Raw genomic sequence first — 14,202 nt, forward strand, 5'->3', positions numbered from 1 at the left:
GGAAAAGGTGCATAAGTTTTTTCCGCATTAAAAAACCGGTCCTTGAGACCGGTTTTTTATGCACAGGTAAAAAGCTGCGGTTCACTCTCTCCACAACGGCAGGTTAAGGATGAAGGTCGTGCCTTTATCCACCACACTTTCGCAGCCGATACGCCCACCGTGGCGATCCACTACGGCCTTGACCATGGTCAGCCCCAATCCCAATCCTTCACTGCCCTGAGCCGAGGCGAAGCGCCGGTATTGGGCGAAGAGTTCGGGCAGGTCCTGCGGGGCAATTCCTCGGCCCTGGTCGCTGATGCGGCATTCCAGCCGATCGTCCCTGCAGGTCAGGCTTAACGTTACGGTGGTACCTGAGGGGCTGTATTTGACCGCGTTCTCCAGCAGGTTGAACAAGGCGCGGGTCAGCAGCGATTGATCCGCCCAGACCATCTCGTCGCCGTCATCATTCAGGTCATGAACCAGATGGATGCCTTTCAACTGGGCGTGCACCGCTACCTGGTCAAATGCATCGAGCACCAGCATGGCGAACAGGCTGGGCTGGAATTGGTAGCCGTCAGATTCGGCTTTCGCCAGTTGCACGAATGATTCGGTGAGGTTCAAGGCGCGACGGACTTGTTGTTCAATCTGGGCAAATATCGGCGCAGTGGTGTCCTGGACATCCAGCAGCGCCAGGATCGCCGAATGCGGCGCACGCAGGTCATGGGACAGAAAGCGCAGCAGGATTTCCCGTTGCTGTTGGGCGTCGCGCTCGATACTCAGGTCTGTGAGGCTCAGCAGCCAGCCCAGGGCCACGTCACCATCCGCCGGTAGCAGTGGGGCCAAGTCGAGGCGAAGGCTGCGGTTAAGGGTGTCGCGAAACTCGACAATCTCCAGCGCCGACAGAGCAGGGCGAACCCCGTCCCGCAACGGTGGATAACCCAATGCAGCGAGCTGCTCCAGCAGGTTTTCAGACACCAATTCGTTGCCGAACACATCGCGGGCAATCCGGTTGGCCAGCAATACGTTGCCCTTGGGGTCGGTAATCAAGGTCGCTACCGGCAAACACTCCAGGCCATCGGCCATAAAACGTCGCGTGTCGCGCGTACGGCTGACCGCTTGTTCCAGGGCGAAGATCCGTCCCTGCAATACATCACCTTGGCTGGCGGGCGCTCGACGGCGCTCCGGGAGCACTTTGGGTTCGTTGTCCAGGCGTGCCAGTTCCCAGCCGAAGTAGGCCAGGATCACGCTCAGGCGCCGCCAGTTCCAGATCAGGTAGCTGAGCAGCATGCCAATCAGGCACGCCGCCGGCGACCACCAATGGCCCAGGCGCAACAGTCCCCAAGAGCCGAGAAGCGCTGCGCCCATGCAGCCTAGGGTCAGCCATAGCGCATAACGCGGACGAAACAGCAGCAAGCCCAACAGCAGCACAACCATCGCGATGGCCAGCAGCGTCGCCATCCACGCGGGCAGGTCGACGATGCTGCGACCTTGCAGCAAGCCATTGAGGATATTCGCCTGGATCTCCACGCCCGGTGTGGTGCCGACGCTGGCTGACAGCGGCGTGACGTACCGGTCGCCCATTCCCGGCGCAGTAGCGCCGATCAGGATCAAGCGGTCGCGCAGCAGCTCGGGCGGCACCTCACCGCGTAATACGCTGATATACGGCACGCTGGGAAAGCCGGCATTGCTTGCGATAAAAGGAATTCGAATGGCATTTTCCCGCTGCCAGTTAGTGCTGTCCGACGGGCCGAGCGCGCCCGGCATCACGGATGGCTGGCCGCTCAGTTCAAACGCCAACCAGGCAAGCTGTGGCGTCATCTTCCCGGGCGGGCCTTCACGCAAATACAGGCTTCGAACGATACCGTCGCTGTCTGCCTCAACGTTGATATGGCCGACACTCCTGGCGCAATCGCGTAAGGGCAGCACAGGCAGAATTTGCGCCACAGGTTGGCCGTAGCGGGGTGTGCCTTCACGAATCAAAGGCAACAGGACAGTGCCAGCGTTGCACATAGCTTCGGCCAGGCGCAGGTCATTGGCCGGTTCCCGGGCGGGCTCACTGAAGATTACATCAAACAGAATGCCCGCTGGCTTGGCGGCGCTCAGCCGGTCAAGCAAGTCGGCATGTACGCGCCGGGACCACGGCCATTGGCCAAGCTCCAGCAGGCTTCGGTCGTCGATCGTCACCAGCAGGATGCGTGGATCCACCGGCAACGGCGCCAGGCGGCGAAGGCTGTCGTACAGCAGGTTATTGAGGGCCAAGCCCGGGCTCAGGGACAGGAAGGCCGTGATGGGCAACAGCAGCAGGCTGACCCAAAGCCATTCGCGCACCAAGCCATTGAACAGTCGCTGAGCCTGAGTCGGCTGGCGCTTTTCAGCCCTGGGCCACAGCCTCACCGGCGCTCTTCCGAAGCGCTATTGCACGCGAGTTGCGGGCGGGTAATAGAAGATGTCATAGACGCCGGTTTCTCCCTCCAGCCCGTGTTCATCATAGGCCGACAAGCGCACGTGATAGAACGATGCTTTCAGCCCAGTGAAGCGCATTTGCGGCTTGTCGGAGAAGTTTTCCTGCTTGATGTTCAGAAACTCCTTATCGGTCGCGACCTGGGCCCTGTAACGCTGGGCACCGGCCAACGGCCGCAGGAACAGCGTCCACACTGGCGCATCACCCTTTTGGCCATCCTGGCCGACCAAGCGTGGCGCATCAAGCAGTTCCACCGGCTTGAGTTCGCCTTGTTTCTTGAATGCCAAACCCTGCCGCGCACCGACCTTTACTTCGCCAGCAACCGGACCGGTAATGGGCTTCTTCTTGATAGGTCGCTGGGCCGGCGGGGCATCATCGCGATTGACCGCCACTTGCCCATTGAGCACTTCCACCAGCGATTGTTCACCATCATTGCGCACTCGGAAATGCGTGCCGCGTACACCGAGTACGCCGACAGGGGTCATGATCTGGAAACGATCATAGTCGCTGGCACGCTTGATCACGTAAGCCTCGACCTGGCCCTCCTCAAGAATGACCTGGGGGATAGATTGCTCCTCGACCAAGTGCAACCGAACCTGGGAGCTGGACGGCAAGACGATCCGCGAACCGTCCCCCAGCAACAGGCTGACAAACGCGGCAGGCGCGGTTTTTACGCTCTCTTGTTCATCGATGACCATGCCTTCTTCCAGGGCAGTGGACACACCCTTGGCATCCAGTTTCCAGGCTTCGCCTGTCAGGTGCTGCACCACCGCCGGCAGAGGCTGCGCGCGGCACATTTGGTTGTCGTCGATATAGGGCGCGCGGGGAGGGGCGGGACGTGCAAAAGCCGGCAGACTCACTACGCCAAGCGCAACGATCAAACCAGAGCCCAGCAGGGTAGAAACGGCAAAACGGAATCGGCAGGGGAAAAAGGTCATGGCGCTCATCAAGATTCTAGTTCTAATGGGTCATCAGAAAGCACTTTCAGAAAGCGTCTTGCAGCGGGAAGACCTGAGTACCGTCTACGATACTCGATGAGGTATCGCAGTCGATAGCCGAAATGTCTGGGGGTGGAATCCATTGCAGAAGATGACACTTCCCTGTGTCGGAGCACTTCCCTCGCTCCAATCCGTGTGTCATCCAGCAACAGCGAATTTACCTACAACATAGGTGCATCGGATCGATTCGCAACATTTGTTCAGATTTGGTGCTGCTTAAAATACCCACCGTTGGCTCTGCTGTGGTTCGCTGAGCTGCTGAAACGGTGAGCTGGCGAAGCCCATACTATCGCCGGGTTCACTCAAGGTCTGGCGCTTATCGAACGGCAAAGGCGCTATCGGTTTGGACGCTCCCACTGTTTCCGTCCCCAAGGTTGCCGCCATCACTACCAATGCCAGTCGCCCCCATACATTAACCTTGTCCAGAACGGTCACGCGTCTCGAAACAGCATAAAACCAGATTGCCATTGATCCTTTTCCTGAAGGTCTCGAGCCGGTATCTTCCCAGCTCGGGTATAGACGATTTCCAATGGCTTCCGGCCATTTGATATCAGCGTACCGAGAGATTCAAAGGGCCTGAGAATCTGGCCATAATTGTTCAGATTCAACGCCCGCATTCTTCAATAAGAAAGGACCCTGCCATGCGTGTCGCAATACTGGATGACGAACCTGCTGAACTGCGGCGGGTGGAACAGACACTGCGACAAATCCCCACCGCTGCGGATCAGCCATGGACCCTGCACTGCTTCGAGCGTGGAGAAGACCTGCTGCGCCAACTGCGCCGGGAGACCTTCGACCTGCTGATCCTTGACTGGCAACTGCCCGACCTCAGCGGCCTGGCTTTGCTGCGCTGGACCCGCGAGCACATGGAAGCGCCGCCTGCCGCCATCATGCTCACCAGCCGCGATGCCGAGAGCGATATCGTCCAGGCGTTGAACAGTGGCGCGGATGATTACGTCAGCAAGCCGTTTCGTCCCAACGAACTGAAGGCCCGCGTCAATGCCGTGCTACGGCGCCATGGCCTGCAAAAATCCGCGGCCAGCGAAGTGCTGACCTTCAACGACCTGACCTTCGATGATGCTGAACTCACAGTGAGCAGGGCAGGGAAACCCATCAGCCTGACGGAGCGCGAATACCGCCTGGCTCGGTGCCTGTTCGAGAATCTGGCGCGGCCGCTGTCTCGGGAATATCTGTACGAGCGATTCTGGTCCCATGAAGAGATGGTGTCGTCACGGCCGCTGGATACACATATCTATCGGCTGCGGAATAAACTGGGGCTGACGGCGGATAGGGGTTGGCAGTTGCTGACTATCTACGGGTATGGGTATCGGTTGGAGAGTGTGACAGCAGCCTCCGATGAGTGAGATGTTCCACGTGGAGCATTTATAAAACCCCATCTTCTACCCAATAAAAAAGGCCAACGCTAAGCGTTGGCCTTTTTTATTTCGCGCTACAACCTGATCAGAAGTCCAGGTTGGACACCGCCAGGGCGTTGCTCTCGATGAAGTCACGACGAGGCTCGACCGCATCACCCATCAGGGTGTTGAAGATCTGATCCGCGCCAATGGCGTCTTCGATGGTCACACGCAGCATGCGACGCTGAGCTGGGTCCATGGTGGTTTCCCACAGCTGATCCGGGTTCATTTCGCCCAGACCTTTGTATCGCTGAATGGTGTGACGCTTGGTGCTTTCAGCCATCAACCAGTCCAGGGCTTCCTTGAACTCTTTGACCGCTTTCTTGCGCTCGCCACGCTGAATGTAAGCACCGTCGTCCAGCAGGGTGCTCAGTTGGGCGCCGAGGGTCACAACCGTCTTGTAATCGTTGCTGCCGAAGAAGTCGCGGTTGAAGGTGACGTAGTTCGACAGGCCGTGGGAGATCAGCTCGACCTCTGGCAGCCACACGTTACGTTCACGGTCTTCACGCAGGCTGGCTTTGTAAACCAGGCCGGATTTTTCGACGGTACGCAGACGGACTTCATACTGGGCCAGCCAATTCTGCATGTGGGCGTGATCGCCCAACTGCTCCAGGCTGACGGCTGGCAGGTAGATGAAGTGCTCGGTCAGCTCCTGAGGGTACAGGCGCGACAAACGCTTGAGGGTCTTCATCACCATGCGGAAGTCGTTTACCAGACGCTCCAACGCTTCACCGGAGATGCCCGGGGCTTCGTCGTTCAAGTGCAGGCTCGCATCTTCCAGGGCCGACTGCGTCATGTACTCTTCCATGGCGTCGTCGTCTTTGATGTATTGCTCTTGCTTGCCCTTTTTCACTTTGTACAACGGCGGCTGTGCGATGTAGATGTAGCCACGCTCGATCAGCTCCGGCAATTGACGGAAGAAGAACGTCAGCAGCAAGGTACGGATGTGAGAACCGTCGACGTCAGCATCGGTCATGATGATGATGTTGTGATAGCGCAGCTTGTCGATGTTGTATTCATCGCGGCCGATGCCACAGCCCAGGGCGGTGATCAAGGTGCCGACTTCCTGCGAGGAAATCATCTTGTCGAAACGTGCCTTCTCGACGTTGAGGATCTTACCCTTCAACGGCAGGATGGCCTGGGTACGACGGTTACGACCCTGCTTGGCGGAACCGCCAGCAGAGTCACCTTCCACCAGGTACAGTTCGGAGAGAGCAGGGTCTTTCTCCTGGCAGTCAGCCAGTTTGCCTGGCAGGCCAGCGATATCCAGCGCACCTTTACGACGGGTCATCTCACGGGCTTTACGCGCCGCTTCACGCGCCCGCGCCGCGTCGATCATCTTGCCGACAACCAGCTTGGCTTCGTTCGGGTTTTCCAGCAGGAAGTCGGAGAAGTACTTGCCCATTTCCTGTTCAACGGCAGTCTTCACTTCGGAAGACACCAGCTTGTCTTTGGTCTGGGAGCTGAACTTCGGATCCGGAACCTTGACCGAAATAATCGCAGTCAGGCCTTCACGGGCATCGTCACCGGTGGTGGCGACTTTGTGCTTCTTCGCCAGGCCTTCCGCTTCGATGTAGGTGTTCAGGTTACGCGTCAGTGCGGAACGGAAGCCCACCAGGTGAGTACCGCCATCGCGCTGAGGAATGTTGTTGGTGAAGCACAACAGGTTCTCGTTGAAGCTGTCGTTCCACTGCAAAGCGATTTCCACGCCGATGCCGTCTTCACGCTGAACATTGAAGTGGAACACCTGGTTGACCGGAGTCTTGTTGGTGTTCAGGTATTCAACGAATGCACGCAGGCCGCCTTCGTACTTGAACAGCTCTTCCTTGCCGCTGCGCTCATCCTTGAGGACGATACCCACACCGGAGTTGAGGAAGGACAGTTCACGAATTCGCTTGGCCAGGATGTCCCAGCTGAAGTGGATGTTCTTGAAGGTTTCGTCGGAAGGACGGAAGTGAATCTGGGTACCGGTGGTTTCGCTTTCACCGACGATTTTCATCGGTTCTTGCGGAACGCCGTGAACGTAGGTCTGCTCCCAGATCTTGCCGCTGCGACGCACGGTCAGCACCAGCAGTTCGGAGAGGGCGTTCACCACGGAAACACCTACACCGTGCAAACCGCCGGAGACTTTATAGGAGTTGTCGTCGAACTTACCGCCGGCGTGGAGCACGGTCATGATGACCTCTGCCGCCGATACGCCTTCTTCTTTATGCACATCTACCGGAATGCCGCGACCGTTGTCGCGCACGGTGATGGATTCGTCCGGGTGGATGATGATGCTAATGTCGTCGCAGTGACCGGCCAAAGCTTCGTCGATCGAGTTATCGACCACCTCGAACACCATGTGGTGCAGACCGCTGCCATCATCGGTATCACCGATGTACATACCGGGACGTTTGCGTACGGCATCCAAACCTTTAAGCACTTTAATGCTGGTCGAGTCGTACGTATTCGTATTTTCTTCGCTCATGCCTTCACTCCCGATGGTCGTGGGTCTGGGTGATACGGCCTTGTTCCACGTGGAACAAAGCGACTGGCGTTTCCGTCTGCCAGCCTTCCCTCAATAATTCGTGGTCTACACAGGTGATAAACACCTGGCAGCGTAAGTCTTCCAACAAGCGGCATAACGCGCGGCGGTGCTGCTCGTCCAGTTCAGACGGCAAGTCATCCACCAGATAAATACATTGCCCGCGCCGGGCCTGGCTAACCAGATGCCCTTGGGCGATACGCAGAGCACAGACCACCAACTTCTGCTGACCGCGGGACAAGATGTCCGCGGCATTATGTGCGCCCAATCTAAGGCGCAAATCAGCGCGTTGTGGTCCGGCCTGGGTGTGACCAATTTGCTGATCCCGCTGTAAGGACGTCGCGAGCACTGCACTCAGTTCCCGGTCTTTGTCCCAACCACGGTAGTAGCTCAACGTCAGCCCCTCGAGTTCAAGTAACTCGCTCAAGGTCTGCTCAAAGACTGGTTTCAAGGCTTTGATATAGGCGCGGCGGTATTCATCTATTTCAGCGCTGGCCAGGCACAGTTCCCGGTCCCAAGCAGCTTGCGAAGCGGCGTCAAGTGTACCATGCCGCAGCCATGAGTTCCGCTGCCGCAGGGCCTTCTGCAGGCGCTGCCAAGTGGCCATGAAACGCGGTTCCACGTGGAACACTCCCCAATCGAGGAATTGCCTGCGGATTTTTGGCGCACCTTCCAATAAGCGGAAGCTGTCCGGGTTGATCAATTGCAGTGGCAGGATTTCCGCCAGTTGCGCGGCACTGCGAGCATTCTGCCCGTCGATGCGGATCTGAAACTCCCCTTGGCGATCACGGGATATCCCTAGGCTGCTATGACCGCCTTCCGCCAATTCGACTTGGCCAAATACCGTGCACGCCAGTTGTTCGTACTGAATCACCGGTAACAGGCGAGCACTGCGAAAGGAACGGGCCAGCCCCAGCAGGTGAATGGCTTCCAGCACGCTGGTTTTGCCACTGCCGTTGGCGCCGTGGAGAATATTGATGCGGGGGGAAGGGGAGAAGGTCACCGGGTGCAAATTGCGCACCGCGGTGACCGAGACGCGACTGAGGGACATCTAGCTTCTGCTGAACATGGTTACAGGCGCATCGGCATGACAACGTAAGCCGAGTCATCGTTGTCGGATTCTTGTACCAGGGCGCTGCTGTTGGAGTCGGACAGAATCAGGCGAACCTGCTCGGTGGTCATCACGCCCAGCACGTCCAGCAAGTAGCTGACGTTGAAGCCGATTTCGAGGTTGCCGCCGTTGTAGTCGACGCCCACTTCTTCTTCCGCTTCTTCCTGTTCCGGGTTGTTGGCCTGGATTTTCAGTTGGCCGTTGGCCAATTGCAGGCGAATACCGCGGTACTTCTCGTTGGAAAGAATAGCGGTACGGCTGAACGCTTCACGCAGGGCCTGACGATCACCGATCACCAGCTTGTCGCCGCCTTTAGGCAGTACGCGCTCGTAATCCGGGAACTTGCCGTCAACCAGCTTGGACGTGAAGGTGAACTCACCGGTGGTCGCGCGAATGTGGTGCTGGCCCAGAACGATGCTGACATTGCCGTCCGGCTCGGTCAGCAGACGTGCTAGTTCCAGAATACCTTTACGCGGCACAATCACCTGGTGGCGATCCGGCTGACCGATATCGGCTTTCATCGAGCACATGGCCAGACGGTGACCGTCGGTGGCTACGGCGCGGATGATGCCTTCGGAGACTTCCAGCAGCATGCCGTTCAGGTAATAACGCACGTCCTGCTGGGCCATGGCGAAGCTGGTGCGCTCGATCAAACGGCGTAGCCTGCTTTGTTCCAGGCTGCACGTCAGCGAGCCAGGACCTTCTTCCACGGTCGGAAAGTCGTTGGCCGGCAAGGTCGACAGGGTGAAACGACTGCGACCAGCCTTGACCACCAACTTCTGCTCATCAACCTTGATGTCGATCAGCGCATCGTTGGGCAAGCTTTTGCAGATGTCCATCAGCTTGCGCGCCGGCACGGTGATCTCGCCAGGTTCGGCGGGCTCTTCCAGCTGGACACGACCGACCAGCTCTACTTCCAGGTCGGTACCGGTCAAGGACAGTTGCTGGCCTTCGACAACCAGCAATACGTTGGAAAGCACCGGCAAGGTCTGTCGGCGCTCGACGACGCCTGCGACCAGTTGCAGGGGTTTCAACAGGGCTTCGCGTTGAATGGTGAAATGCATGGTCTAGTCCCTTGCCTTAATAAGCTGCGCTGGTGTTCATCAAGTAGTCAGTGTACGCAGCAGGTTCTTGTAGTCCTCGCGAATATCCGCGTCGGATTCCTTAAGTTCGTTGATCTTGCGGCACGCGTGCAAGACCGTGGTGTGGTCGCGACCGCCAAACACATCACCAATTTCCGGCAGGCTGTGGTTGGTCAGCTCTTTGGAGAGCGCCATCGCCACCTGACGGGGGCGTGCTACCGAACGCGAGCGGCGCTTGGACAGCAGGTCGGAAATCTTGATCTTGTAGTACTCGGCCACGGTGCGCTGGATGTTATCCACACTCACCAGCTTGTCTTGCAACGCCAACAGGTCTTTCAGGGATTCGCGAATCAGCTCGATGGTGATGTCGCGGCCCATGAAGTGCGAGTGAGCAATGACCCGCTTGAGCGCGCCTTCCAGCTCACGCACGTTGGAACGGATGCGCTGGGCGATGAAGAACGCGGCGTCGTGAGGCAGGTCAACCTTAGCCTGGTCGGCCTTTTTCATCAGGATCGCGACGCGGGTTTCCAGCTCCGGCGGCTCTACCGCAACGGTCAGGCCCCAACCGAAGCGCGACTTCAGACGCTCTTCCAGGCCTTCGATTTCCTTCGGATAACGGTCACTGGTCAAGATGACCTGCTGGCCACCTTCAAGCAATGCGTTGAACGTGTGGAAAAACTCTTCCTGGGAACGTTCCTTGCGGGCGAAAAATTGAATGTCATCGATCAGCAAGGCGTCAACAGAACGGTAGAACCGTTTGAACTCGTTGATCGCGTTGAGCTGCAGTGCCTTGACCATGTCGGCAACGAACCGCTCCGAGTGCAGGTACACGACCTTGGCATTCGGGTTTTTCTTTAATAGGTGGTTACCCACAGCGTGCATCAAGTGAGTTTTACCCAAGCCAACGCCACCATAAAGGAAGAGCGGGTTGTAACCGTGCTTGGGGTTGTCGGCGACCTGCCAGGCAGCCGCGCGGGCCAACTGGTTGGATTTACCTTCGACAAAGTTCTCAAAGGTGAACGTGCGGTTCAGGTAACTGGTGTGCTTGAGCGCACCTTCTACCTGGACGGTGCGCTGTTCAGCACGAACCGGGGCCTGTTGGGAGCTGGCGCCGGCCATTGGGTCAAAGCTGTCGCGGGACGGCTCTTCATTTATAGGCGCATTTTTCTGCGACGAGGATTTCGAAGGCGTCTGGGCAACAGGTGCTGGCGAGTTGTTAACAGGTGCCGCAGCGGCCTGGGCCTGCGAGGCGCTCGCTGCCAACGGTGCATTCGGCGCAGCACGAGGTGCCGAGCTGCGTTTGCTGCCTATTAACAAGGAGAGCACCGGAGCAAGCCCGTTGCCATGTTCATCGAGCAATTCGAGAACGCGGCTCAGGTATTTCTCGTTGACCCAGTCGAGAACAAAACGATTAGGTGCGTAGACACGCAACTCGTCGCCTTCGGCTTCGACCTGTAGCGGACGGATCCAGGTGTTGAATTGCTGGGCAGGCAGCTCATCGCGCAAAAGCTCCACGCACTGCTGCCAAAGTTCCACTGACACGGATATCCCCTAAGTTGAAAGCCGGTGAGGCAAAAACAGCCGCCATTGTAGCGGCCAGCCGTCCACTTATCCACATGTAGGTTGCTCACAGGGCGCCAAGAATCAATGCCTTAACCGTAAAAAAGGCGACAAATGGTCTGTGCATAAGCTCTGTGGATAAGCGACCCTAAGCCCGTTGTACAAGTGGGGTCGAAAGTCTGTGGGTAACTGGCCTGTGGATAAGTAGCCATTCCACACACAGCTTATCCGATAGCGCAGCACAGGCAGAGCACCGTTTCTCCCCCGTGTTGTCATTCTCTGTACATCACGTGGAATATGGCCTCAAGGCAGTTATCCACAGAAGAACGCCTCCCTAGCTTTTATAAGCTTTACAGAAAAGCTTTAAATAACTTCCTTCTTTATTTTTATATCTATGGCATTGCTCGTGAAAGCCAAACCGTCCGGATTCGGTCCAGATGCCTCCAGAGATCTAATTAAAGGAAAAGCTGGTTGGAAATTGACCTAGAGGCTTGCTTTCTCTAGAATCGCCGGTCTCTTAAAACGGGGGCCATTCCGGCCCGTTGTGGACGAACCAGGTAACACGCCATGAAACGTACTTTCCAACCAAGCACCATCAAACGCGCCCGTACTCACGGCTTCCGTGCTCGCATGGCCACCAAGAACGGCCGTGCAGTCCTGTCGCGTCGCCGCGCCAAAGGTCGTGCGCGTCTGGCAGTTTGATAATCCGGTACTGGTGGTGAGTCAGGACTTCAGTCGGGAAAAGCGTCTGCTAACCCCCCGGCATTTCAAGGCAGTCTTTGACTCCCCCACCGGCAAGGTTCCGGGGAAAAATCTCCTGCTCCTTGCGCGTAACAACGATCTGGATCACCCCCGTCTCGGGTTGGTGATCGGCAAGAAGAGCGTAAAGCTCTCCGTTGAGCGCAATCGCCTCAAGCGTCTGATGCGCGAATCGTTTCGCCTCCACCAGGACACTCTGGTTGGTTGGGATATTGTTATCGTCGCGCGCAAAGGCTTGGGGGACGTAGAAAACCCCGAATTGATTCAGCATTTCGGCAAGCTCTGGAAACGTTTGGCTCGTACCAACAAGCCAGCACCAGCTGTCAGCACCGAAACTGTAGGGGTAGACAGTACTGATGCGTAAACTGGCCCTCGTTCCGATCCAGTTTTACCGCTATGCCATTAGTCCCCTGATGGCAAACCACTGTCGTTTCTACCCCAGTTGTTCCTGCTACGCGTTGGAAGCCATAGAAAATCATGGCCTTCTGCGCGGTGGCTGGCTGACCTTTCGTCGTTTAGGTCGCTGTCATCCGTGGAATCCCGGTGGTTATGACCCGGTTCCACCTATCCCTACCTCCCGTTCTTCTTCGATGGCCGAGTAATCATGGATATTAAACGCACGATCCTGATCGTCGCCCTGGCAATCGTGTCCTACTCTATGGTTCTTAAGTGGAACCAGGATTATGGCCAAGCTGCCCTGCCGACTCAGAATGTTGCTACCAATCAGTCGGCGCCTGCTATTCCGGACACGCCACTGGGTAACAATGCTGCCGCCAGTGCCGATGTACCCAGCGCGAATGCCGATACCAGCACCCCGGTAGAAACCCCGGTCGTCACCAATAAAGACCTCATCCACGTAAAAACGGATGTGCTGGACCTGGCTATCGATCCACAGGGTGGTGACATCGCCCAGTTGAAACTGCCGCTGTATCCACGTCGCCAAGACCATCCGGATGTTCCGTTCCAGTTGTTCGATAACGGCGGCGAACGGGTATATCTGGCGCAAAGTGGCCTGACCGGCACCGACGGTCCGGATGCTCGTGCTACCGGTCGTCCGGTTTATTCGACCGAACAGAAGACTTATCAACTGGCTGATGGCCAGAACCAGTTGAACGTTGACCTGAAATTCAGTCACGACGGCGTCAACTACATCAAGCGTTTCAGCTTTACCCGCGGTTTGTACGATCTGAAAGTCACTTATCTGATCGACAACACCAGCGCAAAGGCCTGGACTGGCAACCTGTTTGCCCAGCTCAAGCGTGATAACAGCGCCGATCCTTCTTCCAGCACCGCCACCGGCACCGCGACTTACCTGGGCGCCGCCCTGTGGACAAGTAACGAGCCGTACAAAAAAGTGTCGATGAAAGATATCGACAAGGGCGCGCTGAAAGAAACTGTTCAAGGTGGCTGGGTTGCCTGGTTGCAACACTACTTCGTGACCGCATGGATCCCGAACAAGGGTGATGCCAACCTGGTTCAAACCCGCAAAGACAGCCAAGGTAACTACATCATTGGCTTTACTGGCCCGACGTTGACCGTCGCTCCAGGTGCCAAGGCTGAAGCCAGCGCTACTTTGTATGCCGGCCCTAAGAGCCAGGCAGTCCTCAAAGAGTTATCCCCAGGTCTGGAGCTGACTGTGGATTACGGCATTTTGTGGTTCATTGCCCAGCCTATCTTCTGGCTGCTGCAACATATCCACAGCATCGTCGGTAACTGGGGCTTCTCGATCATCCTGCTGACCATGCTGATCAAGGGGATCTTCTTCCCACTGTCGGCTGCCAGCTACAAGTCGATGGCACGTATGCGTGCCGTGGCCCCGAAACTGGCCGCGTTGAAAGAACAACATGGTGATGACCGGCAGAAAATGTCGCAGGCCATGATGGAGCTGTACAAGAAAGAGAAGATCAACCCGCTGGGTGGATGCTTGCCGATTCTGGTGCAGATGCCGGTGTTCCTGTCGCTGTACTGGGTACTCCTGGAAAGCGTGGAAATGCGCCAGGCACCGTTCATGCTGTGGATAACTGACCTGTCGATCAAAGACCCGTTCTTTATCCTGCCGATCATCATGGGCGCGACCATGTTCATCCAGCAGCGTCTGAACCCGACGCCTCCGGACCCGATGCAGGCCAAGGTAATGAAAATGATGCCAATCATCTTCACCTTCTTCTTCCTGTGGTTCCCGGCTGGTCTGGTGCTGTACTGGGTGGTCAACAACTGCTTGTCGATCTCCCAACAGTGGTACATCACACGTAAAATCGAAGCGGCTACCAAAAAAGCCGAGGCGTAATTTACTCTGTGGATAACACCACT

12 protein-coding genes are annotated in these 14,202 nt (G+C 57.1%); 5 read left to right on the forward strand and 7 right to left on the reverse strand.

The features are described from left to right. Nucleotides 1–81: 81 nt before the first annotated feature. The 3 genes from CEC48_RS00320 to CEC48_RS00330 all read right to left on the reverse strand — a co-directional run bounded on the left by CEC48_RS00320 (nt 82) and on the right by CEC48_RS00330 (nt 3,906). Nucleotides 82–2,373 (reverse strand): CHASE2 domain-containing protein, encoded by a 2,292-nt coding sequence (locus CEC48_RS00320; RefSeq protein WP_088421942.1) that lies wholly within the window; start codon nt 2,371–2,373, stop codon nt 82–84. An 18-nt stretch (nt 2,374–2,391) separates the two neighbouring features. Continuing rightward, nucleotides 2,392–3,378 carry a FecR domain-containing protein gene (locus CEC48_RS00325; protein ID WP_371917738.1) on the reverse strand — a complete coding sequence of 329 codons (987 nt, stop codon included), beginning with the start codon at nt 3,376–3,378 and terminating at the stop codon, nt 2,392–2,394. 276 nt (nt 3,379–3,654) lie between these two features. Further along, nucleotides 3,655–3,906 (reverse strand): hypothetical protein, encoded by a 252-nt coding sequence (locus tag CEC48_RS00330; protein ID WP_088421943.1) that lies wholly within the window; start codon nt 3,904–3,906, stop codon nt 3,655–3,657. A 173-nt stretch (nt 3,907–4,079) separates the two neighbouring features. Here CEC48_RS00330 and CEC48_RS00335 point away from each other — a divergent pair, with 173 nt between their 5' ends. Next, nucleotides 4,080–4,802 (forward strand): response regulator transcription factor, encoded by a 723-nt coding sequence (locus CEC48_RS00335; RefSeq protein ID WP_088421944.1) that lies wholly within the window; start codon nt 4,080–4,082, stop codon nt 4,800–4,802. 97 nt (nt 4,803–4,899) lie between these two features. Here CEC48_RS00335 and gyrB read toward each other — a convergent pair whose 3' ends face one another. Genes gyrB through dnaA form a run of 4 tightly spaced genes read right to left on the reverse strand, consistent with a single transcriptional unit; the run spans nt 4,900 to nt 11,115 of the window. Continuing rightward, on the reverse strand, nt 4,900–7,323 hold the full coding sequence (gene gyrB / locus CEC48_RS00340; protein ID WP_088421945.1) for a DNA topoisomerase (ATP-hydrolyzing) subunit B: 2,424 nt from the start codon (nt 7,321–7,323) through the stop codon (nt 4,900–4,902). A 4-nt stretch (nt 7,324–7,327) separates the two neighbouring features. Beyond that, a complete protein-coding gene (gene recF, locus CEC48_RS00345) occupies nt 7,328–8,431 on the reverse strand; it encodes a DNA replication/repair protein RecF (RefSeq protein WP_003213585.1) in 1,104 nt (367 codons plus the stop codon). A gap of 20 nt (nt 8,432–8,451) precedes the next feature. Beyond that, nucleotides 8,452–9,555, reverse strand: a complete 1,104-nt coding sequence (gene dnaN, locus CEC48_RS00350) for a DNA polymerase III subunit beta (protein WP_003213582.1) — start codon at nt 9,553–9,555, stop codon at nt 8,452–8,454. Between the two features lie 39 nt (nt 9,556–9,594). After that, a complete protein-coding gene (dnaA, locus tag CEC48_RS00355) occupies nt 9,595–11,115 on the reverse strand; it encodes a chromosomal replication initiator protein DnaA (RefSeq protein WP_032868695.1) in 1,521 nt (506 codons plus the stop codon). Between the two features lie 585 nt (nt 11,116–11,700). Here dnaA and rpmH point away from each other — a divergent pair. From rpmH to yidC, 4 genes are read left to right on the forward strand one after another with little or no spacing between them, the layout of a single operon-like run. After that, nucleotides 11,701–11,835 carry a 50S ribosomal protein L34 gene (gene rpmH, locus CEC48_RS00360; RefSeq protein ID WP_003213577.1) on the forward strand — a complete coding sequence of 45 codons (135 nt, stop codon included), beginning with the start codon at nt 11,701–11,703 and terminating at the stop codon, nt 11,833–11,835. A gap of 16 nt (nt 11,836–11,851) precedes the next feature. Beyond that, nucleotides 11,852–12,256: a ribonuclease P protein component gene (rnpA, locus tag CEC48_RS00365; protein ID WP_053128141.1), complete on the forward strand. Its 405-nt coding sequence runs from the start codon at nt 11,852–11,854 to the stop codon at nt 12,254–12,256. Then, complete coding sequence (gene yidD, locus CEC48_RS00370) at nt 12,249–12,494, forward strand: membrane protein insertion efficiency factor YidD (RefSeq protein WP_003213574.1); 246 nt, start codon at nt 12,249–12,251, stop codon at nt 12,492–12,494. Before rnpA ends, yidD begins: the two co-directional genes overlap by 8 nt. A gap of 2 nt (nt 12,495–12,496) precedes the next feature. Continuing rightward, entirely contained in the window at nt 12,497–14,179 is a 1,683-nt protein-coding gene (gene yidC, locus CEC48_RS00375; protein WP_088421947.1) for a membrane protein insertase YidC, read from the forward strand. The last annotated feature ends 23 nt before the right edge of the window (nt 14,180–14,202 follow it).

Source organism: Pseudomonas sp. K2I15 (assembly GCF_002204795.1).
Lineage (GTDB): Bacteria > Pseudomonadota > Gammaproteobacteria > Pseudomonadales > Pseudomonadaceae > Aquipseudomonas.

Excerpts from the sequence above, each read along its gene's own strand:
- CEC48_RS00325 (WP_371917738.1), bottom strand. The coding sequence starts at position 3,378 with ATGACCTTTTTCCCCTGCCGATTCCGTTTTGCCGTTTCTACCCTGCTG.
- CEC48_RS00330 (WP_088421943.1), bottom strand. The coding sequence starts at position 3,906 with ATGGCAATCTGGTTTTATGCTGTTTCGAGACGCGTGACCGTTCTGGAC.
- CEC48_RS00335 (WP_088421944.1), top strand. The coding sequence starts at position 4,080 with ATGCGTGTCGCAATACTGGATGACGAACCTGCTGAACTGCGGCGGGTG.
- gyrB (WP_088421945.1), bottom strand. The coding sequence starts at position 7,323 with ATGAGCGAAGAAAATACGAATACGTACGACTCGACCAGCATTAAAGTG.
- recF (WP_003213585.1), bottom strand. The coding sequence starts at position 8,431 with ATGTCCCTCAGTCGCGTCTCGGTCACCGCGGTGCGCAATTTGCACCCG.
- dnaN (WP_003213582.1), bottom strand. The coding sequence starts at position 9,555 with ATGCATTTCACCATTCAACGCGAAGCCCTGTTGAAACCCCTGCAACTG.
- rpmH (WP_003213577.1), top strand. The coding sequence starts at position 11,701 with ATGAAACGTACTTTCCAACCAAGCACCATCAAACGCGCCCGTACTCAC.
- yidD (WP_003213574.1), top strand. The coding sequence starts at position 12,249 with ATGCGTAAACTGGCCCTCGTTCCGATCCAGTTTTACCGCTATGCCATT.
- yidC (WP_088421947.1), top strand. The coding sequence starts at position 12,497 with ATGGATATTAAACGCACGATCCTGATCGTCGCCCTGGCAATCGTGTCC.